Annotated in this window: 24 protein-coding genes and 1 tRNA gene; 1 reads left to right on the forward strand and 24 read right to left on the reverse strand. The window is 47.7% G+C overall.

What is annotated here, in order from left to right; genetic code table 11:
- Positions 1-112 precede the first annotated feature (112 nt).
- The 7 genes from cysK to tilS form a co-directional block, all read right to left on the reverse strand.
- Complete coding sequence (gene cysK, locus D2910_RS15805) at positions 113-1,045, reverse strand: cysteine synthase A (RefSeq protein WP_117314173.1); 933 nt, start codon at positions 1,043-1,045, stop codon at positions 113-115.
- Between the two features lie 101 nt (positions 1,046-1,146).
- The gene (locus tag D2910_RS15810; protein ID WP_117314174.1) at positions 1,147-2,091 is read right to left on the reverse strand and encodes a peptidyl-prolyl cis-trans isomerase; all 945 of its coding nucleotides are present in this window, start codon (positions 2,089-2,091) and stop codon (positions 1,147-1,149) included.
- Entirely contained in the window at positions 2,075-2,956 is an 882-nt protein-coding gene (gene hslO / locus D2910_RS15815; protein ID WP_117314175.1) for an Hsp33 family molecular chaperone HslO, read from the reverse strand. The genes D2910_RS15810 and hslO overlap by 17 nt, the downstream gene beginning before the upstream one ends.
- Positions 2,957-2,974: 18 nt before the next feature.
- Positions 2,975-3,742 (reverse strand): type III pantothenate kinase, encoded by a 768-nt coding sequence (locus D2910_RS15820; RefSeq protein WP_117314176.1) that lies wholly within the window; start codon positions 3,740-3,742, stop codon positions 2,975-2,977.
- 113 nt (positions 3,743-3,855) lie between these two features.
- Positions 3,856-5,868 carry an ATP-dependent zinc metalloprotease FtsH gene (ftsH, locus tag D2910_RS15825; RefSeq protein ID WP_117314177.1) on the reverse strand — a complete coding sequence of 671 codons (2,013 nt, stop codon included), beginning with the start codon at positions 5,866-5,868 and terminating at the stop codon, positions 3,856-3,858.
- Positions 5,869-5,988: 120 nt separating this feature from the next.
- A complete protein-coding gene (gene hpt, locus D2910_RS15830; RefSeq protein WP_084242227.1) occupies positions 5,989-6,540 on the reverse strand; it encodes a hypoxanthine phosphoribosyltransferase in 552 nt (183 codons plus the stop codon).
- 11 nt (positions 6,541-6,551) lie between these two features.
- Positions 6,552-7,964: a tRNA lysidine(34) synthetase TilS gene (tilS, locus tag D2910_RS15835; protein ID WP_117314178.1), complete on the reverse strand. Its 1,413-nt coding sequence runs from the start codon at positions 7,962-7,964 to the stop codon at positions 6,552-6,554.
- Between the two features lie 120 nt (positions 7,965-8,084).
- On the opposite strand from tilS, the gene D2910_RS15840 reads away from it, so the two are divergent.
- A tRNA-Met gene (locus tag D2910_RS15840) sits at positions 8,085-8,158 on the forward strand.
- 216 nt (positions 8,159-8,374) lie between these two features.
- Here D2910_RS15840 and D2910_RS15845 read toward each other — a convergent pair.
- From D2910_RS15845 to rnmV, 17 genes are all read right to left on the reverse strand, one after another.
- The gene (locus tag D2910_RS15845) at positions 8,375-8,794 is read right to left on the reverse strand and encodes a S1 domain-containing RNA-binding protein (RefSeq protein ID WP_084242229.1); all 420 of its coding nucleotides are present in this window, start codon (positions 8,792-8,794) and stop codon (positions 8,375-8,377) included.
- Between the two features lie 139 nt (positions 8,795-8,933).
- On the reverse strand, positions 8,934-9,320 hold the full coding sequence (locus D2910_RS15850) for an FtsB family cell division protein (protein WP_084242230.1): 387 nt from the start codon (positions 9,318-9,320) through the stop codon (positions 8,934-8,936).
- 104 nt (positions 9,321-9,424) lie between these two features.
- A complete protein-coding gene (locus D2910_RS15855) occupies positions 9,425-9,715 on the reverse strand; it encodes an RNA-binding S4 domain-containing protein (protein WP_084242231.1) in 291 nt (96 codons plus the stop codon).
- Between the two features lie 2 nt (positions 9,716-9,717).
- Positions 9,718-11,181, reverse strand: coding sequence for a bifunctional methyltransferase/pyrophosphohydrolase YabN (gene yabN, locus D2910_RS15860; RefSeq protein WP_117314179.1), 1,464 nt, complete (start codon positions 11,179-11,181; stop codon positions 9,718-9,720).
- Positions 11,178-12,782 (reverse strand): putative polysaccharide biosynthesis protein, encoded by a 1,605-nt coding sequence (locus D2910_RS15865; protein WP_205854620.1) that lies wholly within the window; start codon positions 12,780-12,782, stop codon positions 11,178-11,180. Before D2910_RS15865 ends, yabN begins: the two co-directional genes overlap by 4 nt.
- Before the next feature lie 25 nt (positions 12,783-12,807).
- Positions 12,808-16,341 carry a transcription-repair coupling factor gene (gene mfd / locus D2910_RS15870; RefSeq protein ID WP_117314181.1) on the reverse strand — a complete coding sequence of 1,178 codons (3,534 nt, stop codon included), beginning with the start codon at positions 16,339-16,341 and terminating at the stop codon, positions 12,808-12,810.
- Between the two features lie 63 nt (positions 16,342-16,404).
- Complete coding sequence (pth, locus tag D2910_RS15875) at positions 16,405-16,968, reverse strand: aminoacyl-tRNA hydrolase (RefSeq protein ID WP_101803432.1); 564 nt, start codon at positions 16,966-16,968, stop codon at positions 16,405-16,407.
- A 106-nt stretch (positions 16,969-17,074) separates the two neighbouring features.
- Entirely contained in the window at positions 17,075-17,734 is a 660-nt protein-coding gene (locus tag D2910_RS15880) for a 50S ribosomal protein L25/general stress protein Ctc (RefSeq protein ID WP_101803448.1), read from the reverse strand.
- Positions 17,735-17,831: 97 nt separating this feature from the next.
- A complete protein-coding gene (locus D2910_RS15885; RefSeq protein WP_084242236.1) occupies positions 17,832-18,794 on the reverse strand; it encodes a ribose-phosphate diphosphokinase in 963 nt (320 codons plus the stop codon).
- 13 nt (positions 18,795-18,807) lie between these two features.
- Positions 18,808-20,181, reverse strand: coding sequence for a bifunctional UDP-N-acetylglucosamine diphosphorylase/glucosamine-1-phosphate N-acetyltransferase GlmU (gene glmU / locus D2910_RS15890; RefSeq protein ID WP_117314182.1), 1,374 nt, complete (start codon positions 20,179-20,181; stop codon positions 18,808-18,810).
- Positions 20,182-20,771: 590 nt separating this feature from the next.
- The gene (spoVG, locus tag D2910_RS15895; RefSeq protein ID WP_084242255.1) at positions 20,772-21,056 is read right to left on the reverse strand and encodes a septation regulator SpoVG; all 285 of its coding nucleotides are present in this window, start codon (positions 21,054-21,056) and stop codon (positions 20,772-20,774) included.
- Between the two features lie 153 nt (positions 21,057-21,209).
- On the reverse strand, positions 21,210-21,584 hold the full coding sequence (locus tag D2910_RS15900) for a RidA family protein (RefSeq protein ID WP_084242239.1): 375 nt from the start codon (positions 21,582-21,584) through the stop codon (positions 21,210-21,212).
- A gap of 2 nt (positions 21,585-21,586) precedes the next feature.
- Positions 21,587-22,414 (reverse strand): pur operon repressor, encoded by an 828-nt coding sequence (gene purR, locus D2910_RS15905; RefSeq protein WP_084242240.1) that lies wholly within the window; start codon positions 22,412-22,414, stop codon positions 21,587-21,589.
- 56 nt (positions 22,415-22,470) lie between these two features.
- Positions 22,471-23,334 (reverse strand): 4-(cytidine 5'-diphospho)-2-C-methyl-D-erythritol kinase, encoded by an 864-nt coding sequence (ispE, locus tag D2910_RS15910; RefSeq protein ID WP_117314183.1) that lies wholly within the window; start codon positions 23,332-23,334, stop codon positions 22,471-22,473.
- A gap of 232 nt (positions 23,335-23,566) precedes the next feature.
- Positions 23,567-23,830, reverse strand: coding sequence for a biofilm formation stimulator Veg (veg, locus tag D2910_RS15915; RefSeq protein ID WP_071152415.1), 264 nt, complete (start codon positions 23,828-23,830; stop codon positions 23,567-23,569).
- 160 nt (positions 23,831-23,990) lie between these two features.
- Complete coding sequence (rsmA, locus tag D2910_RS15920; RefSeq protein ID WP_084242242.1) at positions 23,991-24,869, reverse strand: 16S rRNA (adenine(1518)-N(6)/adenine(1519)-N(6))-dimethyltransferase RsmA; 879 nt, start codon at positions 24,867-24,869, stop codon at positions 23,991-23,993.
- The gene (rnmV, locus tag D2910_RS15925; protein WP_084242243.1) at positions 24,866-25,426 is read right to left on the reverse strand and encodes a ribonuclease M5; all 561 of its coding nucleotides are present in this window, start codon (positions 25,424-25,426) and stop codon (positions 24,866-24,868) included. Before rnmV ends, rsmA begins: the two co-directional genes overlap by 4 nt.
- Between the last annotated feature and the right edge of the window lie 56 nt (positions 25,427-25,482).

A 25,482-nucleotide genomic window follows, 5' to 3' on the forward strand; every position in this document is an offset into this window, starting at 1 on the left:
TTCCTTAGTGGTTGGTCGATGTGTACCCCCACAGTGGACTTTCACCACCTAGATAGTTGCCATGCCTGGCACACCAAAAAAAGAGGCATGCGTCAGCATACCCCTCATTTTATCAGTTATTTTCTTCGAATTGGTATAACGGAGTGCTGAGGTAGCGTTCGCCGTTGGATGGAAGAACTGCCAGCACTTTCTTGCCTTTTCCGAGGCGTTTCGCCAGTTGAAGGGCTGCATAGACTGCGGCACCTGAAGAAACGCCGCCCAGAATACCTTCTTCACGAGCAACTTTACGCGCCGTTTCGTAGGACTGGTCATTGGACACCTGAATTACTTCATCGTAAATCTCTGTATTCAATACTTTCGGAACAAAACCTGCTCCAATTCCCTGGATTTTATGCGGCCCTGGTTTGCCGCCCGATAGAACTGGTGAATCGGATGGCTCCACTGCTGCAATAAGAATATCAGGGTATTTCTCTTTCAATACTTGTCCGGCTCCTGTGATCGTTCCGCCTGTTCCGATACCTGAAACAAAGGCATCCAGCTGATCGCCCATCGCTTCCACGATTTCAGGACCCGTAGTCAGACGGTGAACTTCCGGATTTGCTTCGTTATTGAATTGCTGCGGCATGAACCAATTGTTTTCAGTTGCTTGCTGTTCGGCCATCTTGATCGCGCCGTTCATCCCTTCCGCTCCTGGAGTCAGAATAAGTTCCGCTCCATAAGCACGAAGAAGGTTGCGGCGTTCCATGCTCATCGTATCCGGCATAACCAAAACCGCTTTATAGCCTTTAGCTGCCGCAATCATTGCCAGGCCGATACCAGTATTACCGCTTGTCGGTTCGATGATAACATCGCCTTCTTTTAAATCTCCGGATTTTTCAGCCGCTTCGATCATGGACAGCGCAATGCGGTCTTTCACACTGCTGCCCGGGTTGAAATACTCCAATTTCAAGTAGACTTCCGCATCCTCTGCACCAGTCATACGATTTAACTTGACGATAGGCGTTTGCCCAATCAATCCTGTAATATCATTTGCAATACGAGCCATTATTCAACACTCCTAATCCCTAGTAGTTTAATCGGCATTTCATGGGTTCATCGTATCAATGTTTATCCCTCAATGTCAAACAGCTGGATTGGCTTTTGAATTTATTCGCCGTAGAACCATTCGGTGTCGAACTCCTGCCAGAATGCTTCCGGAGTCACGGATTGCGGCAATTGCTCCAAAGCCAGCTCACGGCTGATATGGCTTTCCACATCTTTGTATGTAAATGTCTGGCCTTGCGCCTTGTCGGTTACTGTTATTACAGCCACCCGGCCATCCGCCATCGTCAGCGGTTCCGACCATTTATCCGTTTCCACGGAAGCGACAGCATTCGTTACCGCCGCGTCGATAGTGGATTGGCCAGGGACCACATAGCCGATATCACCGCCGAGGCTGCCGGTTGCTGTATCGATCGAACGTTCCCGCGCCAGGGCTTCGAACGAAGAGCCGTTTTCAAGTTCTTCAATTACACCCTGCGCTTCTTCCGTTGACTGCAGCACAATCATCCGCGTTCTGTAAGAGTCCGGGATATCGTAAAGAGCCTGGTTGTCCTGATAGAAGGTTTCTATGGCAGCTTCTTTAATGACGACATCTTTCGTCAGCACTTTTTCAAGAATCAATTGTGACTTCACTTTTTCACGCATCCGCTCCTCATCAGCAGAATAGAGCGTTTTTTCACTGCCGTCACGCGCTGATCGCATCATCGCCAGCTCCAGGTCCACTTCTTTGTCACTTACTTTGATGCCGTACTCCTTTGCCGCCGTTTCCATCACTTGGAGGTTGACGAGTTCAAGGAGTGTTTCGCGTCCATGCTGTTCTTCCATTGCCGCCATCCATTCCTGTCGGGTGATTTCTTTGCCGCTGACAGAAGCCACTTCTTCATTTCCCCCCGGATTGTCCGGTATCAGCCAGGCGATAAACCATAATAGATTTCCTGCGAATAAAATCAGCAACAGGTACATCAATGGTTTTGTTTTTAATCTTCTTCTCGGTCTGCCCGCTTCACCCGGTGATGTGCCAGGGCGACCATGGTCACGATTGTAGCTCATCGATCATCGCTTCCAATTCTTCTTTTGAGTAACTGTAGGTTTCCAGACAGAAATGGCATTGCGTTTCAGCTGAGCCGTCTTCTTCAATCATTCTTTGGATTTCTTCTTTCCCCAAACTGATAATTCCTTCCGCAAAGCGTTCTTTGGAGCAATTGCATTCAAACTTCACCGGTATTGAATCCAGAATTTCAATATTGCCTTCACCAAAAATTTCTTTCAGAATATCTTCAGGGCTTAAGCCGCGTTTGATCATTGTTGAAACAGGATCGATTTGGGCCAGACGTTCTTCGAGCCTGGAAATCGCCCCTTCTTCCGCATCCGGCATGATTTGTACAATAAAACCGCCGGCGGCCAGAACGGAGTTGTCCGTATCCACCAGCACGCCAAGGCCCACTGAAGAAGGAATCTGTTCAGATACAGCAAAATAATAAATCAGGTCTTCGGCAATTTCACCTGATACAATTGGACTCTGCCCCGTGAAAAAATCGCGCATGCCAAGGTCTTTGATTACTGAAAGCATGCCGTCTTTGCCGACTGCTCCGCCAACGTCCAATTTGCCGGCAGAACTGAGATCGAGATGAGTCTGGGGATTTTGGGGGTAGCCCCGCACTCCGCCACGGGCGTTGCTGTCCACAAGAATTGCACCCAGAGGTCCGCCACCATCAATTTTCAAAACGACTTTGTCATCGCCCTTCAGCATTGCGCCGAACATAACGCCGCCTGTCATTAAGCGACCTACTGCCGCTGTAGCAGTCGGCCACATCATATGCCTCTTTTGTGCTTCCCCCACTGTTTCGGTGCTGTCCACCGCAAATGCCCGGACACTGCCGCCAAAGCCCAGTCCCCGCACTAAATAATCTGCCATTCCAATCGCCCTCTCTTGTTATGCTTCATTGCGCTTATAAATCAGGTAGAGTCCTTTTAATGTTAAAAATGGTTCCACTTTATCGATGAGCTTTGATTCCGACGCTATCAAGTTTGCCATTCCTCCAGTCGCAACGACCATCGGCTTTTCAACACTTTGGTTTTTCATTCGTGCGATGATGCCTTCCGCCTGGCCGACAAAACCATAGACGATGCCGGCTTGCATAGCAGAGACCGTATTTTTTCCAACGACACTGTCCGGACGGGCAATTTCAATACGCGGCAATTTTGCCGCCCGGCTGTAGAGCGCTTCCGTTGAAATGCCGATTCCCGGCGCAATGGCTCCCCCCATGTATTGATGGGCTTCATTGATATAGCAATAGGTTGTCGCCGTACCGAAATCGGCAATAATGAGCGGGCCGCCGTATTCATGGATGGCTGCCACCGCATTCACGATCCGGTCTGCGCCTACTTCACGCGGATTATCGTATTTAATGTTCAAACCGGTTTTCAATCCTGGGCCTACAATCAATGGTTTAATATCAAAATATTTCAAAGCCATGCGTTCTAATGAAAACATGATCGGCGGAACTACCGATGACATGATAATGCCTTTGATATTCTTGAATTCCAATCCGGCGTCCTGCAGAAAGGCTTTGATCTTCATGCCATATTCATCTTCCGTTTTATGTCGGGCTGTTTCCATGCGCCAGTGATGAATCAGTGTATCCCGATCATAAATACCTATAGCGATATTGCTGTTGCCGATATCCATTACTAGAATCATTTCGCGGTCCCCATTTATCTGCAATTTTCCAAAATATCATACCATAGTTTCATAGGAAAGAAAAAAAGCTGGCGCCTATTCCCTAATGGAATCGGACGCCAGCTTTCAGCTTATTACTTACGGTCTTCCCGGATCGGATCTTTCACTTCTCCAGTGGATGGCTCTTCACTCGGAAGATCTCCAGCTGAAGGATCGCTTGGTGCTCCTGTTACGTCAGGAATTTCCGCGTCTTTTTCCAGATCGACGTTTTTGTCTTCATACTCGCCGTTCAGCGCTTCATATGAACGCTCCGGCAAACTACCATGTTCTTTCAGATGCTGAATTTGAGCAGCATCCAAAGTTTCAACTTCAAGCAATGTCTGCGCAAGCAATTCAAGAAGTTCTTTGTTGTCGGTAAGAATCTCTTTTGTGCGAATGTATTGCTCTTTGATGATGCGTTGGATTTCCTGGTCAATTTCAAATGCGATGGCATCTGAATAATTCTGTTCTGAATTAAAATCGCGCCCAAGGAAGACGTTTCCGCCTTGCGCCTGACCGAATTGGATCGGTCCGATCTTGTCGCTCATGCCGTATTCCGTAACCATGCTGCGGGCGATTGCCGTTGCACGCTGGAAATCATTATGGGCGCCGGTCGATACTTCACCGAATGTCAGATCCTCGGCGACACGTCCGCCAAGCAATCCGGCAATCTTATCAAGCAACTCCGGTTTCGTCATGAAGTAACGGTCTTCACGTGGAAGCATTACCGCGTATCCGCCTGCTTGTCCGCGAGGAACAATGGTCACTTTATGAACAATATCCGCATCATCGAGTACCAAACCGATGACCGTATGGCCTGATTCATGGTAAGCGACGATATTGCGTTCTTTTTTCGAGATGACGCGATTCTTTTTAGCTGGTCCCGCAATTACACGGTCCGTAGCTTCATCGATATCGGACATATCAATTTTGAGTTTATTGCGGCGGGCTGCAACAAGTGCTGCCTCGTTCAATAAATTCTCCAGATCGGCACCAGAGAAACCTGGCGTCCGCTGAGCGATAGCTTTCATGTCCACGCTCTCATCAAGCGGCTTGTTGCGCGCATGGACTTTCAATACTTCTTCGCGTCCTTTAACATCCGGACGGCCAACTGTGATCTGGCGGTCGAAACGGCCAGGGCGCAGAAGTGCCGGATCCAGGATATCCGGACGGTTAGTTGCAGCAATAATGATGATTCCTTCGTTAGCGCCGAAACCATCCATTTCAACCAATAGCTGGTTCAATGTCTGTTCACGTTCGTCATGTCCGCCGCCGAGGCCTGCACCACGCTGGCGTCCGACCGCATCAATCTCATCAATGAAGATGATACAAGGTGCGTTTTTCTTGGCGTTTTCGAACAGGTCACGGACACGGGATGCCCCGACCCCTACGAACATTTCCACGAAATCAGAACCACTGATCGAGAAGAACGGCGTTCCTGCTTCTCCTGCAACCGCACGGGCCAGCAATGTTTTACCGGTACCCGGAGGTCCGACCAACAAAATCCCTTTCGGTATACGCGCGCCGATATCGGCGAATCTGCGTGGATCTTTCAGGAAGTCGACCACTTCGACCAATTCCTGTTTCTCTTCGTCCGCTCCCGCTACATCATTGAAGCGCACTTTCTGCTTCTGATCGTCATACAGCTTCGCTTTACTTTTGCCGAAGTTCATCACACGGCCGCCTCCGCCGCCTTGTGACTGGTTTAGCAAGAAGAAGAAAAGGATGAAGATGATGATGAAGGGAATGATGCCAGTGAAGAACTGAACCCAACCGCTTGTCTGAGGAGCTTCAAGGTACTTGATTTCAGCACCGTCAGCTCGCGCAATTTCATCGATTTGATTCATTAAAGCTTCATTTTCCAACGGAATATTCGTTACAAACGTCTGGTCTTCATTGTAATCGTTCAATGAACCTGTAACTTCATAAACCATGGATGTAGGCTGTATCGTGACTTCCTGGATTTCTTCATTTTCCAATGCCTGCAAAAATTCGTCGTATCCTAATTCTTCAGTAGGTTGTCCACTATTATTAAATGTCCCCAGAATACCGATGATAACTAGGAAAATCAGTAAATAAAATATGGTGTATCGAAATATTCGATTCATCCCGAGCCTCCTCACAAAGTTTCCCAAAACTATACTAAATACTAACATAGGAACATTTAAGCATACAACGATAAGCACTCGCCTGACGGGCTAAATCGGCATCATGTGAACTACTTATGTCTATTCCTGTTCTTCGCTGTAAACCTCTGGCTTGAGAATCCCGATATAAGGCAGGTTGCGGTATTTTTCTGCAAAATCAAGGCCGTATCCGACAACGAATGCATCAGGCACTTCAAAGCCGATGTAATCCGCTTTCAAATCCACTTTACGGCCGGATGGCTTGTCAAGAAGCGTAACGATCTTGATCGAATTCGCTTTCCGGTATTTGAAGAGGTCCACCAAATAGCTGAGCGTCAGCCCGCTGTCGATGATATCTTCGATGATCAGCAGATCACGCCCTTCCACACTGGCATTAAGATCTTTGATGATTTTGACTTCGCCTGAAGAAACAGTTGCGTTGCCGTAGCTGGAAACATCCATGAAATCCATTTCCACATAGCCGTCAAAACGTTTCATCAAATCGCCCATAAAAGGCATAGCACCTTTTAATACGCCGATTGCCAAAGGATATTTATCCTTGTAATCATTTGTTAAGGTTTCTCCGAGTTCACGTGCTTTTTCCTGTAATCTTTCCTCAGAGATCAAGATTTCTTCGATGTCTTTCTGTAACATAAGTGGGCCTCCTATAATTCGCTTTCGCGATCTTCACATTTTTGTTCCATAAGCACCCAGTTATCCTGCTGGCGCGGGAAACGGCTGATATGCAGTGACGGGCGCAAACCCGACACCAGTAAAACTTCGCCATTGCTGTCTGTGATGACGGGCCATCCCTTCCGCAAAGGAGCGGGAACCTTCTCATCGATCATCAGCCTGGCTACTTTCTTGGAATTTCCCATACCCGGCAATTGGATCCGGTCTCCCGGGAGCCTGCTGCGAATCTTCAGCTGCGGCTCGGCAGTTTCCGAGAAATACCATGCAACAGCATCTTCCTGTTCTTCGAAATGCTGCATAGAAATCAGTTTATAACGAAAGTTATTCACGGCTCCTGACCATTCACCGGTAATCGGTGAATTGAATTCTGCAGGAGCCGCTTCCAAGTCTCGGCGACTGAATAAAACATAATCATATTGACGAATCATCATATAATTTTGCGGCAAATGCAAAAAAACGGTGCCAGAAGAACTCTGCATCATCCCCTGCACTTGGTCGGCAAGTTGTCTTGTGACATTTACTTGCTCGCCGCCATATAGATAGTTTAATAGTAGTAGAACCATTCTTTTTTGTAAAGCAGATGCATAGGATCTGAATCTTTCGGCTGACAACGAAATTTCCTGATTTTTTGCGGCAACCAGCAAATCCAATTTTTCCTGGGCCATTTCCATAAGGAAATTCTGATCTTCCTGCAGGCTTTCAGATAGTTCCACAAACTGTTTCGATACGTCAGCGTTTTCCTTCTTTAATTCGGGGACTACATTTTTTCGGATTCTGTTCCGGGTATAGATGTTTTCGGCGTTGCTTGGGTCTTCTCTGAAGGGAATCTCATTTTCTTTTGCGTAAATGGCGATCTCCTGTTTCGTCACTGCCAATTGAGGACGCACAAGCTGGCCGTTTCCGAACGGACGGCTCGATGGCATCCCGAACGAGCCGGATTGCAGCGTCCCCCGCAGACCCGACATCAGGATCGTTTCGAGCTGGTCGTCTGCATGATGGGCTGTGGCGAACTTCGTCGCTCCGGTCTGTTCCATCACTTCCTCAAAATAGCTGTAGCGTTCCTGGCGGCAGACTTGCTGTTTATTGCCGCCTGCAGTTTCAAGAATGGAAGGGATGGGAATGTCCCGGCTGTGGCAAGGGATATGCCATTGGCGGCAGACAGCTTCTGTAAACAGCCGGTCTTGGATGGATTCATCGGCGCGCAGCATGTGGTTGACATGGACAGCTTCGACAGTGATTCCCAGCGATGCCTCGCGCGTTTTCAAATAATGCAGCAATACCATCGAATCGATGCCGCCTGAACAGCCGAGAAGGACATGGTCTCCTGCTTCCAGAAGTTTATGCCTCGCTGCATAATCGGCCATCTGTTCATGGAAACTCTTCATCTCTGTTCGCCTCCCTCTTTTATGATGCGATCATTTATTTTATTGCAATAAAGTTTTTTGTAAAACGTGATTGACTTGTTGCGGTTTCGATAGTATGATATGAAATGTCCGTTTCAACATGGCGGCGTAGCTCAGCTGGCTAGAGCGTACGGTTCATACCCGTGAGGTCGGGGGTTCGATCCCCTCTGCCGCCATCTTATAGAAATAAGCGTCCCTTTCGCGGGGACGCTTATTTTTTATGCCTTCGATTCTGAAAAAGCCCGCATTTTGCTTTTTCAGTGACGATTCATCATGCGGCAGCAGAAAAAATTTGTTATAAAAAAACGCTTCCCGATTTGAGAAGCGTTCCATCATCAATATGGTTCAGCTGCGCTGAAGCATTTTTCCATGCCATTAAAACAGCTAGCAAGTTAGCCTCTTCTTGCACCTCGGCCGCCACGTTTGGATTCTGTAGCGCGCTTCAACGTCGTCATATTCTCTTCGCTGTCCTTCAGGAACTTCGCCATTTTTGTTTCAAAGTTCTCTTTAGGCGCGCGGTCAAACGAACGGTTGCTTGGACGTGGGCGTTGTGGACGATCTGTTGCGCCAGCTGGCTGTGGTTTTGCTTTGCGAATGGAAAGGCCGATTTTGCCGTCAGCTTCCACATTCATTACTTTAACTTCAACCATTTCCCCAACTTTTAAATGATCATTGATGTCTTTAACATAGTTGTCGGCGACTTCACTTATATGCACGAGGCCTGTTGCACCAGTTGGAAGCTGAACGAACGCTCCAAAATTTGTAATACCTGTAACTTTACCTTCTAACTTGCTGCCTACTTCAATCGACATAAAAAAAATGCTCCTCCTTAAAAATTAAGATGGCTACCAAAAGCCATAAAGTTAATATCCTAGGGTTTTATCCCTACTTTTTATTATAACCATGAAAAAAAGAGTGTCAACTGACGACTCTTTTAAACACGTTTTTTCTTCACTTTTCCGGTAAGGTGAAAATTATTTCGCCCTGTTCAGAAACGAACAGTTCTTTCTTAGCCAGTTTCGCCAAATATTCATCATCATTCAACAGGATAATCTGCTCTTCCAGTTGAGCCTGCTCTTTTTTGACTTCCTTAAGTGAAATCTGGGCTTCTTCCCGCAATTGCTCTTTTTCAGCAATTGTCTGGGATTGGGCATAAATGGTCGTGCCGATCCAAATGGTCGCCAGCAACACAATCAGCCCGAAGACAGCGAGTCTTCTGAACAGCCGCACTTTATGCGCCAGCTGTCTTTTTTCTTTCCGTTCCACTGAGCGGACATAGTCATTCCGTATTGAAGCGACTTCCGGCGCAGCGGTGGGTTTTTCTCTCTTCAAACTCATGACTTGTTTCCCCCTTTGCTTACGTTGTTGCCATTATACCTGAAAACCCTTACTTTTATAAGGGTTTTTTTCGTTTCTAAAAAATAAAATCGCTTTTCAAAGGCTCACGCTTCGTCATCGATGAACTCAGGTTCGATCTTATCCAGTTTTTCCTCTTTTAAAATCGTATACATATTGGCCGTCTCTTCTTTGCGGACATTTTCTTTCAGCATATCCACCCGTACCGTTACGACTTTTTGGCCAAAACGGATTTGCAGCTCATCGTTCTCTTTGATGACTGAGCTCGCTTTGGCTTTATTGCCATTTATCGTGATGCGGCCCTGGTCTGCCACTTGCTTGGCCAATGTCCGGCGTTTGATCAGCCGGGAAACTTTCAGGAATTTATCGAGGCGCATAATTATTCTCCCTTTCTTGCCAATAATTTGGCTTTATTCCAAAACTCATCAAGCTGTTCCAATGTGTAATCGCTGAAATTGCCGGTGCCTTCTTCCACTTTCTTCTCAACAAAACCGAAGCGGCTGCGGAATTTGCGGTTGGCCTGCACCATCGCCTGCTCCGGCGACAGGTCATAAAATCTCGCGATGTTCACGAGTGTAAACAAGAGGTCCCCCAGTTCATCCAGCTGATCCTCTTTTGAACCATTCGCCAGCTCATTACGGAATTCCTGCAGCTCTTCTTCGAACTTCTCCCAGGCACCTTCGGCATCCGACCAGGTAAAACCAACCTTCGCTGCTTTCTTCTGGTAATTATAAGAAGTCGTAAGTGAAGAACTGAAGCGCTCCTGGCCCTCAAGCAAAGAATCAGCTGCCGGTTTTTCCTGCGCTTTGATTGCCTGCCAATTGCTGACGACTTCATCTGAGCCATCAACTTCAACATCGCTGAAAACATGCGGATGGCGGCGGATCATTTTAGCGCTGATCGATTCAAGCACATCTTCCAGCTGGAAATAACCGTTGTCCTGTCCGATTTGTGCATGAAGAAAGATCTGCAATAAAACATCGCCCAGTTCTTCGGCAATGGCATCATCGTCCTGTTCCTCAATCGCCTGCAAAAGTTCATGCGCTTCTTCCAATAGATACGGCCTCAGACTTTCATGTGTCTGCTCACGGTCCCACGGACAGCCTTCCGGACTCCGCAGTTTCGCGATGACCGAGCGGAAAGTCTGCCATTCCTTCAGCCGTTCCTGCTGGTCAGCTGTCGGTGGTACATAAACGGTCGTCAGATTATCGATTTCCGCGGCATGGTCCAGTTCATGCAACGGCACCGTCTGCAATTTTTCCTGCGCCGATCCGGCCGCCGTCACAATCGTTACCGGATAATCATCCGGATATTTCTCCATCAGCGTCAATTTCGCTTCCGAAGCACTGAAAGTGTCATATATCTGGGCGATAAGAATATGCTGATCCATATTCAGCCGGTCTCTTTCCATTATGGTGCCGTCGACCAATTGGAAGCCGTCGATCGGGTCGATGCGGAGGGCGCCGAATATTGAATCGAGAAAACTGCTGCCGCCTTCAATCAATAATTGGCATTTGCCCGCCTTCTCCGCTTGGATCAGATGCTGCACAGTTTGTTCTGCAACAAGAGGATGGCCCGGAACCGCGTAAACGACTGGTCCTTCTTCGGACAGCTGGAGCAGCGTATCCGCAATTTCCTGATAGACCGGCGCGAATTCATCATGTTTCTCGTATATTTCATCAAAGCTGTTATAGACCAGACCCTCCTGCGCCAATTCAGTGAGCACGGGATGGTCTGCCGTCCGCACATACAAGCGCTCAGTTTTTTTTAACTTTTTATAGACACCGAGCGGCAGCTGGTCGAGATCGCCAGCGCCGAGTCCGATGATATGGATTGTATTCATCGTCTATCACCTTTTCTCTTTGAATTGATCGCTAATTGCAGCTTGGCCATCTTTCGGCCGAACGGCATGATATACCATTGCTTTTCCGTAATGATGCGGCTTTTCGCAATTATTACGAGGAACACAGCAGCCCCGAGGGGCACTGCTGTCAGCGCTGTTGCGGCCGCCGCTAAGCGGCTCGGCAACGCATCGAATAATGACCAATCAGCGAAGACGGCCCAGCCGAGCACTGCAGCCCCCATTGCAGCTGAAGCAATGAAGATCCAACTATAGAAACGTAAAGGCGCAAAGCGCAGCGGCCATTGATTTTTAAAATAAACCACCAAGCCGCAAACGATAAATGCCAAGCCCGCGTTTCCTGCTATAGCTGCCCCCATTACTCCATACATAGGAACGAGCAGCCAGTTGCCGATGACTTTTATCGCCAAACCGCCCGCCATGAATAGCGCCGGTACCCTTACTTTACCGATGCCGTAAAGCAAAGCAGTAAGGATGAGCAGCAGCGACATCCAGACTATCTGCCAGCTGAAAACGATAAGCGCGGCTGATTGTTCCCTTGTCTGAAACAGCATTTCATTGACATAAGGCATGACAAACGTCAGTCCCGCCGCGGCCGCTATGGCGAATAACAATGAAATACGGTACGCCAGTTTAGCGTATAGCTCCGCTGACCGTCCATTTTCCTTACGCTGCATCTGAGCGACAAGCGGCACAATCGACAGGGCCAATGACGTTGCCACGAGCAGCCCGAACTGGGCAAGCGGCTGGCCGCGGTCATAGATGCCTTTTAGCTCCATTGCCTGGAGTGTTCCAATTCCGCTGGCTTCAAGCAGACGAAAGACAGTGAAGGAATCTGCCATCTGAAAAATCAGCAGGATCAATGAACTCATGCTGACGCTTAAACTGATCGCCAGCATCTTTTTAACAGTTGGCCATAATTCGGCCGGTACGTGCTGCGGCTGGTTGATCGCAAACTTATTGAAGTAATAAATCAGCAGGCCCACTGCCGCGAGTTCTCCTGCAACTGCACCGAACATCGCCGTCTGTCCCGCGGCGTAGAGTGAAAAGCCGTTTATTACTACAAACCAGGTACCAAGCAATATGACAGTTACCCGGATTGCCTGCTCGATGACCTGCGCATATGCGACCGGCTGCATCCGGCTGCCTGCCTGGAAATGGCCTTTCATCACCGCCAGCGGTGCCATCAGCAAAACAGCAAATGAACCGGTTTTCAATAATGCGCTTAACCGCGTATCACCCATCCATGCCGCCAGTAGATCCGCGCCCAGAAAGAGGGCCGCGAATATGACCAAAGAGATGCTGGCAATCATCCAAAAAGCGATTCTGATAATGGCGCGGTGTTCATCTTGCTTAGAATCCGCCAGCATTTTGGAGACGGCTACCGCAAATCCGTAGGAAGTCCAAATGCCGAAGACGGCAATAAACGGATAAACCTGCTGGTAAATATAGAAACCTTGATCTCCGACCATATTCTGGAATGGCACCCGGTACACGGCACTGAGTATTTTCACGATCAGGCCGGCCAGCGTCAAAAGGACCGCACCTTTCATAAATGTTTTCATCGTACCTTCTGTGTTCACCGGATTCACCCATTCCATGTTCGAATTAATTAGTCGTTTCCACTTCCCGGAGAGATTCCGGCAATAATTTCATCATCCCCTCCAAGACATCGAAAGGATGGTGTTTGGCGGTTTTATTTTCATCGATCGCCATAACAAGCTGCTGGCCCGCCATGCTGAAGCCGACTGCGCGGCCGTAAGCTGCCGATTCTTCGACGAGCTTGCCGCCATTGACGGCTGCCGTGCCTTGTTCGCTTAGTTTGATGGAAATGATCTTGCCGTTTTGCTTGATCGATTCAACGCCCACCTGGCGTCCCCACACTTTCATCAGGGCGATGCGCAGGAGACGGTCGGTTTCAAGCGGCATGTCGCCGAAACGGTCGATCAGTTCATCCTGCAGTTCTGCGACTTCCTCAGCTTCGTCTATGCCTTTGACCCGTTTGTACATCTGGATCTTCTGGTAGCCGTCGCTGATATAGGAATCCGGTATATAGGCGTCGACATCCAGCGAAATTTCGATTTCCTGCACCGGCTCTTTTTTGACGCCGCTCTGGCGTTCTTCAATCGCTTCTTCCAGCATTTGGGAATAAAGATCGAAGCCTACCGAGTCGATAAAGCCATGCTGCTGGGAGCCCAACAGGTTCCCTGCTCCGCGGATCGTCAAATCACGCATGGCGATTTTAAAGCCGGAGCCGAGCTCAGTGAATTCCTTGATTGCCATGAGGCGCTTTTCCGCCACGTCCGTCAGCACTTTATCGCGCTGATACATGAAGTAAGCATAGGCAACACGGCTTGAACGGCCTACACGCCCCCGCAGCTGATAGAGCTGGGACAAGCCCATGCGGTCCGCGTTTTCTACAATCAGCGTGTTGACGTTCGGGATATCGATGCCTGTTTCAATGATCGTCGTCGTCACCAATACATCGTAATCGCCGTCCAGGAAACCGAGGATGATCGATTCAAGCTCGGTTTCGGACATCTGCCCGTGGGCATAGCCGATACGGGCCTCCGGCACCAATTGCTGGAGCTCTTCCACTTTCCGTGTCATATCGTCAACCCGGTTGTATAAATAAAACGCCTGTCCGCCGCGTGCCATTTCGCGTTCGATCGCTTCCCGCACGAGAGCACCGTTCTGCTCCATTACATAGCTTTGGACCGGAAAACGGTTTGCCGGCGGCGTTTCGATGACAGACAGATCGCGCACGCCGATCATCGACATATGAAGCGTCCGCGGAATCGGTGTCGCCGTCAAAGTCAGCACATCGACATTGGTCTTCATCTGTTTGATCTTCTCTTTATGGGTGACGCCGAAGCGCTGTTCTTCATCAATGATCAATAACCCCAAATCTTTATAATGCATGTCTTTCGAGAGGATCCGGTGGGTTCCCACTACAACATCCACAGAACCGTTCTTCAGGCCTTTAACGGTTTCCGCCTGTTGCTTTTTCGAACGGAAACGGCTCATAAGGCCCACTTCGATCGGATAATCCTTAAAGCGTTCACTCATCGTATCAAAATGCTGCTGAGCCAGAATCGTCGTCGGCACCAGGAAAGCCACTTGTTTGCCATCCAGTACCGCTTTAAAGGCGGCGCGTATGGCGACTTCCGTTTTGCCGTAGCCGACATCTCCGCAAATCAGCCTGTCCATCGGCCGTTCTTTTTCCATATCCTTTTTGACTTCATTGATTGAACGAAGCTGGTCGACAGTTTCGTCGTAAGGGAACTCCGATTCAAATTGCCGCTGCATATCCTGCTCTTTCGAGAAGGCATAGCCTTTCAGCGCTTCCCGCTCGGCATAAAGCTTGATCAGGTCGTCTGCAATGTCCTGCACCGCTTTGGAAACTTTCGCACGGGTTTTCTTCCACTCGGCGCCGCCCATTTTATGGAGCTTCGGCTCTTTTTCTTCGGAAGCGATGTATTTCTGGATCAAATCAATCTGATCGACCGGCACGAATAATTTATCATCCGCTTTATAGACGATATGGAGATAATCTTTATGGACGCCTTTGACTTCCAGGGTCTCGATGCCGACGTAACGTCCGATTCCGTGATGGACATGGACAATATAATCGCCCGGTTTGATTTCTGAATAGCTTTTGATGCGTTCAGCATTAGTCAGTTTCTGCGCACGCGTCTTTTTCTTCGGCTGCTGTTTGAACAATTCCGAATCGGTAATGACGGCAAAGCGCTGCAATGACATTTCAAAGCCGTTTGCCAGATCTCCGTCCGCCAAATACACTTTGCCTGGCTGAACTGCCGTAGACTCCGTAAGAATTTCAGCTTCAATTCCGTAATCTTCGAGCACCGAACGGACCTTCCGCAGCCTTTCGTCGCCTTCAGCTATGACGAATACACGGAATTTCCCCATCACCCAGCGTTCCATTTCCGCTTTCAATAAATTCATCTGGCCATGGAACGATTGCATCGGCTTACTGGAGAAGGCAATCGATTTCTTGACTGAAACCATCGGGAACGTCCGCACAAATAAAGACAGGTAAGTGACCTTTTGTTTCATTTGGCCAATCAATTCACGGAACGTATAGGACAGATTGACACCTTGAAGGAATTTCCCTTCCTCCAATAAAGAGACGATCCATTCCCCTTCTTCACGTTCCAGGGTTTCCGTCATTTCCTGGATACGGCCCAGTTCGTCGAAAAATACGTAACCATTTCCCGGGAAATAATCCGCTAAAGAAGCAGATTGGGTTTCTACAAGAGAGGCATATTTAGCTGCCTGGTCTGGAATATCCCCTTGCCGGAGGATATCGATATCATGCTGAATGTACTGCAGCAACAACTCTTTCGTATCGTCAGCCTTTGTTTTCTTCAATGTAAAAGCTAATTGTTCTTCAATACGGTCTGCCAAAGCGCTTCTTTGCGCTTTATCGAGCACCAGTTCGTTGGCGGGAAGAATGCATAACGAAGCGATTTTTTTCAGCGAGCGCTGGTCTTCCGCGTCAAAAATACGGATAGAGTCGACTTCCGTATCGAATAATTCAATACGGACCGGATGTTCGAAGTTCAGCGGATAGACATCGAGGATGCCGCCGCGAAGTGCAAATTCCCCAGGTGCCGTCACCATTGTAGTACGGGAATAGCCCATAGCCACCAACTTTAAAAGCCATTGGTCAGCATCCAGCTCTTCTCCGTCTTCCACCCGTAAAGTAGAAGCATCCCATTGTTTTCTCGAAGGCAGTAATTTCCGCATGCCGGCTACTGGCGTAATGTAGATGCCTTTACCGGTATTCGCCATATGATCCAGTGTATCAATCCGGTGAGCGCGAAGCTCCGGACCTGAAAAAGAGACATCCGCCGCAATCAGTTCTTCTGCCGGATATAAATGGACCAGTTCTTCGCCCAACAGCTTCACCAAGTCATCATAGACGCGCTGCGCATGCAAAAGGTTCGGTGTTACGATCAGCATCGGTTCTTCAAGCTCACCGTAGAGAGTACGGTAGAAGAAAGTACGCCCGCTCCCCGATAACCCTGAAACGAGCTGCTGATCCTGCCCTTTCTTCAAATCGGCAATTAACTTTTGTACGTGTGAATCCTCTGAAAAAGCTTCTAAAATATGATTCATGAAGATTCCTCCTTTCCCGGGAAACAGAAAAAAGCTCTGAACGCGTTATGCGCCAAAGCGAATCTATGCTCCATTGTATTTAGTCATGACTTCTATGAACGGTTTGCCCAGCCAAAATTCACAGGCTTCAGCTGATTTTTGGACCGCTTCTGCCATATCCGCGCTTTCCTCTTTCGAAAATCTGGATAAGACATAATCCGGCACTTTCATTCCTGCAGGCGGGCGGCTGATGCCGATGCGGATCCGATTGAAATTCTGGGTGCCTAGATGCTGAATCAAGGACTTGATGCCGTTATGCCCTCCAGCGCTTCCTTTCTGGCGCAGCCTCAATTGCCCTGTCGGCAAGTCCAGATCATCATAGATGACAATGATATCATCAATATCAATATCGTAATAATCCATCAGGGCACTGACGCTTTCACCCGATAAATTCATGTACGTCAAGGGCTTCAGCAACACCACTTTGCCTTCGGGGCGGTGGATGACCGAATACATGCCCTTGAATTTCGCCTGTGTCAGCGGGGCATTCCATTTAGAAGCCAGATGATCGATTACATGGAAACCGATATTATGGCGGGTCTGTTCATATGTTTTGCCTGGATTGCCCAGGCCAATAATCAATTTCATCGCAACTCGTCCTTTGCTTTTCACTGCTGTCTATTTTACCACATACTCTTATTAATGAAAAAACAGGGACTGCCAGAAGACAGTCCCTGTTTTCTTCTGTTAAATTTTAAGCTTCTTTATCTTCGTCAGAATCGGATTCTTCGTCACTTCCGACCACTTCCGGCTCAGCGCCTTCAGTTTCAGGAGTTTCTTCAAGCTCATCCATTTCTTCCTGTGTACGAGGTGCAGTCACTGAAACCAATAGGAAATCATCTTCATCGAGGATTTCATATGATACAGTATCACGGATATCACCGACTGAGATGTGATCACCGATTTCAAGTTTGCTTACATCCACTTCAAGCGCATCCGGAATATCCGATGGCTTGACTTTGATATGGACTTCACGGTTCGGCTGGTTGACGATGCCGCCTTCTTTTTCACCAGCAGCTTCACCGACAGTATGGACAGCCGCCGCGACTTCAAGTTCATCAGACATATTGATTGCCAGGAAATCCACGTGTTTGAAGTTGCCTTTTAAAGCGTCCATTTGATAGTCGCTCATTACGACATTGAACGTTTTGCCATCCAGTTCAAGATTGATGACGCCGTTTCTTCCAGATTCACGCAAAGTCTTGATCAGATCTATCTCAGAAACTGTCAGCGGAGTCGATTCAGCCTGATAGCCGTAGACGATTCCCGGTACATCACCTTTACCTCTTAATTCTGTTAACGATGAATGCGGTGTACCGCTTTCTCTTTTTTGTGCTTTCATTTTTGTAGCCATATACATTTCACCCTCCAAGTTTTATAAATGTTCGTAGTTAGTGGATACCCTTAAACATTTATCATCAAACCTTGGAGGGTGAGAAAGGAATTTATACTCAGTCGAATAACGTGCTGACTGATTTCTGTTCGTGCACACGCACGATTGTTTCAGCCAATAATTTAGCTACCGACAATTGCTTGATTTTCGGGGATTTCTTCTCTTCAGGCAAAGCGATTGAATTCGTGATGATCAATTTCTTGATGACAGAATCATCGATGCGCTGAATAGCCGGGCCAGATAGTACCGGGTGCGTACAGCACGCGTAAACTTCTTTCGCTCCGCTTTCAATCAATGCACTGGCAGCAATTGAAATTGTGCCGGCCGTGTCGATGATGTCATCGATGATGATGGCTGTTTTGCCTTCTACATTACCGACGATATTCATGACTTCCGCTACATTCGGACGCGGACGGCGTTTATCGATGATGGCAATCGGCGCTTTCAGGCGATCCGCCATTTTACGCGCACGTGTCACACCACCGTGGTCAGGTGAAACGACGATGACATTTTCAAGGTCGATGCCGCTTTCATTCAGGAAATATTCCGAGATAAGAGGTACTGCTACTAAATGGTCGATCAAAATATCAAAGAAGCCTTGGATTTGAGGCGCATGCAGATCCAGTACAACCACACGTGTAGCTCCGGCTGTCTCCAAAAGATTCGCTACCAGTTTTGCCGTAATCGGCTCACGCGAACGCGCTTTACGGTCCTGGCGGGCATAGCCGTAATAAGGAATGACTACGTTGACAGTCCGTGCTGAAGCACGTTTGACCGCATCAATCATGATCAGCAGCTCCATCAGGTTCTCATTGACAGGCTGTGAAGTGGATTGGACGATGAAGACATCATAGCCGCGAATACTTTCTTCGATGTTGATCTGGATTTCTCCGTCACTGAAGTGTGTAACCGAACTCTTTCCTAGCGGAATGCCTACATTTTCAGCAATTTCTTCCGCTAATTCCCTATTCGAATTCAATGAAAAGATTTTCAGTTTACTGTCTGCATTTTGATAACCCATTAAGGTGTACCTCCTATTTTTTCACGTTTAATTTTGAAGCATAACCATCTTTGTTTTCCTGGCGGGCACGCGCAATCGCCAGCGCGTCATTCGGCACGTCTTTGGAAATTGTCGAGCCTGCCGCAACATAAGAACCTTTGCCGATTGTTACCGGCGCAATAAGATTTGAATTGCACCCGATGAACGAATCATCTTCAATTTTCGTGACATGTTTATTTTTACCGTCGTAATTGACTGTAATGGTACCGCAGCCGATATTGACGTTTGTTCCCACTTCCGCGTCGCCGATATAGCTCAGGTGTGAAATTTTACTGCCATTGCCAAGTGCAGCTTTTTTCACTTCGACAAAATTGCCGATTTTGACTTTATTGCCAAGATTGCTCTCCGGACGGACGTGCGCAAATGGACCAACAGTTGTATCCGTGCCGATCGAGCTGTTGTAGATTTCTGAAGAACGGATTTCTGTCCGGTCACCGATCGTGCTTGAAACGATACGGCTGTTGGATGAAATGAAGCAATCTTCCCCGATGACCGTACGCCCTTCGATGATGACGTTCGGATAAAGGACCGTGTCAGCCCCGATTTCAGCTTCTGCACTGATATAAGTGGAAGCCGGATCGATGATGGAAACACCGTTACGCATATGTTTTTCAGCGATGCGCGCACGCATGATGCCTTCCGCCTGGCTGAGTGCCACACGGTCGTTGACACCAAGCGTCTCATCAAAGCTGTCTGTAGCATAAGCAGCGACAATTTCACTTTGCTTCTGAAGGATTTCGATAACATCCGGCAGGTAATATTCACCTTGGACGTTATCATTTGAAACCAGTTTCAGCGCTTCAAATAATGCTTCGTTGTCAAAGCAGTATGTGCCTGTGTTGATCTCTTTGACTAGCTGTTCATCTTGTGAAGCATCTTTTTGCTCCACGATTTTTGAAACCTGGCCATTGCCATCACGGATGATGCGGCCATAGCCAGCCGGATTGCCGGCGATTGCTGTAAGAATAGTCGCTTTAGCTTCTGTCTCTTTATGATGATCCAGAAGTGACTGCATCGTTTCAGCACGTATCAACGGCGTATCTCCGCAAACAACCAAAGTCGTCCCCGGTTTGCCTTCAATCAATGAAGCTGCCTGCTGCACAGCGTGTGCTGTACCCAATTGCTCTTCCTGCAATGCGTATTCGCTGCTGTCGCCCAGCTGCTCCCGTACTTTTTCAGCTCCGTGTCCGACAATCGTAACGATTTTCTCAACACCCAGCTGTGAAACGTTTCCGGTTACATGCTCAACCATTGGCATGCCGCAAACCGGATGCAAAACTTTATACAATTTCGATTTCATTCGCGTGCCTTGTCCGGCCGCAAGTATTACTGCATATGTACTCGTCATGTATCCATCCTCCGTCCATAAGATTTTGTTCAATTATTATCTATTCCGCAACGCGTCCGCGTCTGAGCGCAAAAAAAAGCCGTTACGGCATACTTTTTGCAGCGGCCTGCTGTGAACAAGCGCATGCATTTTCTCTCTATTAAGAAGCTTTTGCCCTTCGGCTTTCCGCTCCAATGACTTATTCCCCCACTGCAAACCCATGGGTCTGTTGTAAAAAAGCACAGACGTAAAAATGCAATTTACAATAGCGTAAGCTGCACCAATGATTCGGCTTTTCTTAACTATATCGGAAAAACCTTGATTTTTCAAGGTTCGTGGCAGTGTGAAAAGAAAAGCGGAAACGGCCGATAAGCTCCGACAAGCATAAGACGATCCGGCGAAGCGGCATGTTTTCAGCCGCACAGCCGGAGTGGCTTATGACTCGAGGAGTTGGCCGTTGGAGTCTGGACACAGAAAAGCGATGGCACCCCTTAAACTCTGAAGCACCGCGTAAGAATACATTGCCCACGCCTACCGCATAAAGACCAGCCATTTTCTCTTCATAATAAAAAGAGCCTGCATTCTGCTTCAGGCTCTTCTGTCTGTTAAATTCATACGCCCGCTTCTTCAAACACGGGATCATTCTCACTTTGTTCATAAGCAGCCAACACAGCTTGCTGAAGCTTACTTCGAGTACCTGAGTTAATCGGATGCGCTATATCTCTGAATTCGCCATCCGGAGTCCGCTTACTGGGCATCGCTACGAACAAGCCGTCATTTCCATCAATCACCCGAATATCATGTACAACAAACTCGTTGTCCAGGGTGATGGAAGCGATTGCTCTCATACGGCCATCCGTCTGAACCCGTCTCAACCTCACATCAGTTACTTCCATTCTCATCACCTCTCCCCTAAGATGTTATTTTTGGAGCTTTTTATGGTATTCGCTATTAAGGACTAATCTCCTTCAAAAATTACAAAATTTATTAGAATATTTTGTTTTTATGATAAAAAAATAAAACTGCCTGTAAAAGGCAGCTTCATTTCCTTACTTAACTTTCGCAATAACTTCTATTTCCACTTTCACATCTTTTGGCAAACGGGCCACTTCGACTGTTGAGCGTGCTGGTTTATGGTCGCCGAAATAAGAAGCATAAATTTCATTCAGTGCAGCAAAATCATTCATGTCCTTGATGAAAACAGTTGTTTTGATAACGTTATCCAGTGAAGAACCTGCTTCTGCCAAAACCGCTTTCAAATTGGCAAAGACCTGATGCGTCTGTTCGCCGATCGCATCCCCGGCAATCTCGCCAGCAGGCGTCAATGGAATCTGTCCCGAACTATAGAACATGTCGCCTGACACCACACCTTGTGAATATGGGCCGATTGCGGCCGCTGCCTGATCAGTTGCTACATATTTCATAATCAATAACCTCCATCTGAGAAATAGTTTCCTTCTTGCAATTCAATCTTACGTTCTTTTTCGCTGACTTCGCGCAATTTAACAAGCGATAAATACTTTTCAACCAATTGTTCATCTTTATGTTCCGCTTCCACAAGAACTGCCACTCCAGCAAGCGTGCATTCGAATTCTTCAAGAAGATTCTTCATGCCGTTCATCGTGCCGCCGACCTTCATGAAATCATCGGTGATCAGCACACGCTGGCCGCTCTTCATGCTGCGCTTCGATAACACCATCGTCTGGATGCGCCGGGATGAACCCGATACATAATTGATGCTGACAGTGGAACCTTCGGTGACTTTGCTGTCCCTGCGCACGATAACGACCGGCACATTCAGATGGCGTGCAATGGCATGTGCAATCGGGATGCCTTTGGTCGCCACTGTCATGATGACGTCGATTTTCTCATGGGCAAACGCCGAGGCAAACACTTTGCCGACGCGGTTCATGATGTCTGGATTGCCCAGCACATCAGTCATATACAAATAACCGCCAGGCAAAAGCCGCTCAGAATGGCTCAATTCGCTGATCAATTCCTGCATGATGGCTCTGATTTCCGGTTCCCGCAGTTTCGGAATATATTTCACTCCCCCTGCAGCTCCCGGCACTGTAGCCAATAAACCGATGCCTTTTTGTTCAAACGTTTCTTTTACGATTCCCAGATCTTCACTGATGGACGACTTAGCCGATTGATATAAATCGGAAAAATACGTCAGCGGAATCAATTTATGTGGATGCTCCAATAAGTAATGCGTCATGTCTACTAAACGTTCACTGCGTTTCCACTTCATTTTCCACTCTCCTGAACACGAATGATTTATAGAAAACTTACCATAATTATCCGTCTTTAAGCAAGTGGGTCCCGTTCGCCGACTAATCTGACCGCATATACCTCCGCACAGAAGCCGCGCAGACCATTATAGATGCGCGGAATCCGCGCTTCCTGCTGCACCAACCCGAAGACAGTCGGACCGCTGCCGCTCATAAGCACTGCATCTGCACCGAACTTTTTCATCTGGTCTTTAATCTGTGCCACTTCGGGATACAAGGATAATGTGACGCTTTCCAGCGCATTGCCTAAATTCGCACAAACTCCGTCATAATCTTTATTTTCAATCGCTTCGATCATCTTTCCGGTATTCGGGTGCTCCGCTTTATTGACATCGAAGGCACCGTAGACTTCAGCAGTCGAAACACCGATTGTCGGCTTGGCAAGAATGACCCAGCAATTCGGCGGTGTCGGAAGCTGCTGGATGATTTCACCCCGGCCTTTTGCGAGCGCCGTCCCCCCGTAGACACAGAAAGCAACGTCTGACCCAATTTTCGTGCCCAGTTCCGCCAGCTCATCCAATGAAAGATTCAGCTTCCATAGCTTATTCAAGCCTTTCAGTGTAGCGGCTGCGTCGCTGCTTCCACCTGCCAGTCCGGCAGCTACCGGAATCTGCTTATCGAGTTTGATGATGACACCTGATTTAATATGATAGGTATCTTTTAATAGTTTCGCTGCCTGATAGGCAAGATTGCGCGAATCATTCGGCACAAAGCGATCGGCTGATTCTATGTGGATGCCGCGTTCGGTTTCCATCAGCCCGATGCGGTCTGCAAGATCCACAGTAGTCATGATCATTTCGACCTCATGGTAATTGTCCGGTCTTTTATGTAGTACATCTAATGTTAAATTGATTTTGGCAGGTGCCTTCACATAGAGCATCTCCACTGTCTCCTTTTATAATCTGATGAAAACTATTTTAACACATGCCAAAGGATTCGGGAGTTTTTGGCAAAAGAAAGAAACGAAAAGCGGAAGCACCCGGTTAGCCCCAATACTAAAATACTTTCAAAATCAACTTAACTTCAAAGGCGGCATTTTAAACAAACAAAAAACCCACACACTGCCGAAGCCGGCAAAGCATAGGTTACAAAAAAATATAGATATAGTTCGATTATTTAACGACCAAAGCGTCTTCTGTTCCTTCATACACAGTGATTTCCACTGCTTCTGTCAGGATGTCCGCGTAGCTGTAGGACACTCTTTCAAATGCATGTTCATCTTGATCTAACTCAATTACGAACACGGAGTGATATGTTTCGCGCAGGATTCCGGCACGTTCGACCGTTTTCTTGCGACCTCCGTTTGCTTTCAACAGCAATCGTTTCCCTAAATGCAAATCCAACGACTTCTTGATATCCGCCAAAGTTTTGGGCATTTTGTCTACACCTCACTATAAATAAACCTTACTACAAAATGCCCAAATTGTCAAATAAATTTTTAATTTTAGCTCGGAATCCGCTTGGTGTCAATATTTATTTATCCGAAATACCCTTTTTTATTCGAGTTGTGCCGGTTTTTCAACAGAATGATGGAAATCAGCCAAAATAGCTGTAAAGCTTGTCAGCGAGTCCGCCGAATTCCTTAATGCTCAAGGTTTCACCGCGTCTTGCCGGATCAATTCCCGCTTCTTCCAAAGCCTTCAAAATCAAGTCTTTCTTTTCTTTGCCTTCAGGCATGGCCGCCTGGAGATTATTGAAGATTGTCTTCCGGCGCTGCACAAAAGAGCCCCTGGTCACTTTAAAGAAGAAGTCTTCATCGATAACTTGCACTTGCGGTGTTGTACGCTTCGTCATCCGGATGACAGCAGAGTCGACATTCGGCTGCGGCATGAAGACGCCTTTTGGCACCGTCAAAGCCATTTCCGCTTCTGTATAGTACTGGATCGCGATGGATAATGAACCATAAGCTTTTGTTCCCGGCTTAGCTGTGATCCGTTCTGCCACTTCTTTCTGCAGCATGACCACGAGTCCGCGAATCGGCAATTTCTCCAATAGCAATTTCATGATGATTGGAGTGGTCACGTAATACGGCAAATTGGCCACTACCATGATGTCTTCGTAGCCTTCAAGTTCTTTCGCAATGGCATCCGCTACATCCGCTTTCAGAATATCGGAATGTATGATGCTGACGTTGTCATATGGAGACAAGGTATCTTCAAGTACCGGAAGCAAGCGCTGATCGATTTCAAAAGCCAGCACTTTTCCGGCAGCACGTGCCAGATGTTCAGTCAACGCTCCGATGCCGGGTCCTATTTCAATGGCCGCGGATTGTTTCGTCAAATCTGCCTGGCTGACGATTTTCCGCAGAATATTCGGGTCGATCAAAAAGTTCTGTCCGAGGCTTTTCTTCACAGTCAGGCCGTGTTTCGCCATTATTTCCTGGGTGCGTATGGGTGTTGCTATATCTTTCATCATTTTCGTTCCTCCTGATTCAGCGCCTGCACCGCTTCGATGAATTGCTGTTTCGTTATGCCGAACATATGCAGCCGCTTGGCAAGCTGTTTGCCGTTGGTATAGCCGATCTGCAGAAGATTACCGATATCTGTTCGGCGCTGCCTTGCCTGCGGATGGGCCACAAGCTTGGCTATAATCAAATCTTCCATAGTGATTTCAGCCGGTTCTTCATTGTTCCAAAGTGTATGGACGGAAGCCAGTGCTTCCCGGATATCTTCGTCTTTGGCATGTTCAATGCCAAGACCTTTGCCGTTCTTCGCAATGGTTTTTTCCTTCGCTAAAAAAGCGTGCTTGGCCGTGGGCACGTATTCCTCAATAATAGCACGGATCCGCCTGCCTGGATAATCAGGATCTGTAAATACAATCACCCCGCGTTTAGATGCGGCGTGCGCGATTTTTTTCAATGTCTCTTCGGAAATAGCGGAGCCGTTCGTTTCTATCGTATCGGCTTCCACCGCGCGTTTGACGGCAACCGTATCATCCTTGCCTTCGACTACAATCACTTCTTTGATTTTCATCAGTTGTTCCTCGTTTCAAAACTTTTTGTTTTAGTTTACCGCGTTCCGGCTAAACA

It is taken from the genome of Planomicrobium okeanokoites, from assembly GCF_003428875.1.
Taxonomy (GTDB): Bacteria; Bacillota; Bacilli; order Bacillales_A; family Planococcaceae; genus Planococcus; species Planococcus okeanokoites.

What these genes read in the sequence shown, in the direction of transcription:
- cysK (WP_117314173.1), bottom strand. Translation starts at nt 1,045, where the DNA reads ATGGCTCGTATTGCAAATGATATTACAGGATTGATTGGGCAAACGCCT.
- D2910_RS15810 (WP_117314174.1), bottom strand. Translation starts at nt 2,091, where the DNA reads ATGAGCTACAATCGTGACCATGGTCGCCCTGGCACATCACCGGGTGAA.
- hslO (WP_117314175.1), bottom strand. Translation starts at nt 2,956, where the DNA reads ATGGCAGATTATTTAGTGCGGGGACTGGGCTTTGGCGGCAGTGTCCGG.
- D2910_RS15820 (WP_117314176.1), bottom strand. Translation starts at nt 3,742, where the DNA reads ATGATTCTAGTAATGGATATCGGCAACAGCAATATCGCTATAGGTATT.
- ftsH (WP_117314177.1), bottom strand. Translation starts at nt 5,868, where the DNA reads ATGAATCGAATATTTCGATACACCATATTTTATTTACTGATTTTCCTA.
- hpt (WP_084242227.1), bottom strand. Translation starts at nt 6,540, where the DNA reads ATGTTACAGAAAGACATCGAAGAAATCTTGATCTCTGAGGAAAGATTA.
- tilS (WP_117314178.1), bottom strand. Translation starts at nt 7,964, where the DNA reads ATGAAGAGTTTCCATGAACAGATGGCCGATTATGCAGCGAGGCATAAA.
- D2910_RS15845 (WP_084242229.1), bottom strand. Translation starts at nt 8,794, where the DNA reads ATGTCGATTGAAGTAGGCAGCAAGTTAGAAGGTAAAGTTACAGGTATT.
- D2910_RS15850 (WP_084242230.1), bottom strand. Translation starts at nt 9,320, where the DNA reads ATGAGTTTGAAGAGAGAAAAACCCACCGCTGCGCCGGAAGTCGCTTCA.
- D2910_RS15855 (WP_084242231.1), bottom strand. Translation starts at nt 9,715, where the DNA reads ATGCGCCTCGATAAATTCCTGAAAGTTTCCCGGCTGATCAAACGCCGG.
- yabN (WP_117314179.1), bottom strand. Translation starts at nt 11,181, where the DNA reads ATGAATACAATCCATATCATCGGACTCGGCGCTGGCGATCTCGACCAG.
- mfd (WP_117314181.1), bottom strand. Translation starts at nt 16,341, where the DNA reads ATGAATCATATTTTAGAAGCTTTTTCAGAGGATTCACACGTACAAAAG.
- pth (WP_101803432.1), bottom strand. Translation starts at nt 16,968, where the DNA reads ATGAAATTGATTATTGGCCTGGGCAATCCAGGCAAAACATATGAACAG.
- D2910_RS15880 (WP_101803448.1), bottom strand. Translation starts at nt 17,734, where the DNA reads ATGGCTACAAAAATGAAAGCACAAAAAAGAGAAAGCGGTACACCGCAT.
- D2910_RS15885 (WP_084242236.1), bottom strand. Translation starts at nt 18,794, where the DNA reads ATGGGTTATCAAAATGCAGACAGTAAACTGAAAATCTTTTCATTGAAT.
- glmU (WP_117314182.1), bottom strand. Translation starts at nt 20,181, where the DNA reads ATGACGAGTACATATGCAGTAATACTTGCGGCCGGACAAGGCACGCGA.
- spoVG (WP_084242255.1), bottom strand. Translation starts at nt 21,056, where the DNA reads ATGGAAGTAACTGATGTGAGGTTGAGACGGGTTCAGACGGATGGCCGT.
- D2910_RS15900 (WP_084242239.1), bottom strand. Translation starts at nt 21,584, where the DNA reads ATGAAATATGTAGCAACTGATCAGGCAGCGGCCGCAATCGGCCCATAT.
- purR (WP_084242240.1), bottom strand. Translation starts at nt 22,414, where the DNA reads ATGAAGTGGAAACGCAGTGAACGTTTAGTAGACATGACGCATTACTTA.
- ispE (WP_117314183.1), bottom strand. Translation starts at nt 23,334, where the DNA reads ATGCTCTATGTGAAGGCACCTGCCAAAATCAATTTAACATTAGATGTA.
- veg (WP_071152415.1), bottom strand. Translation starts at nt 23,830, where the DNA reads ATGCCCAAAACTTTGGCGGATATCAAGAAGTCGTTGGATTTGCATTTA.
- rsmA (WP_084242242.1), bottom strand. Translation starts at nt 24,869, where the DNA reads ATGATGAAAGATATAGCAACACCCATACGCACCCAGGAAATAATGGCG.
- rnmV (WP_084242243.1), bottom strand. Translation starts at nt 25,426, where the DNA reads ATGAAAATCAAAGAAGTGATTGTAGTCGAAGGCAAGGATGATACGGTT.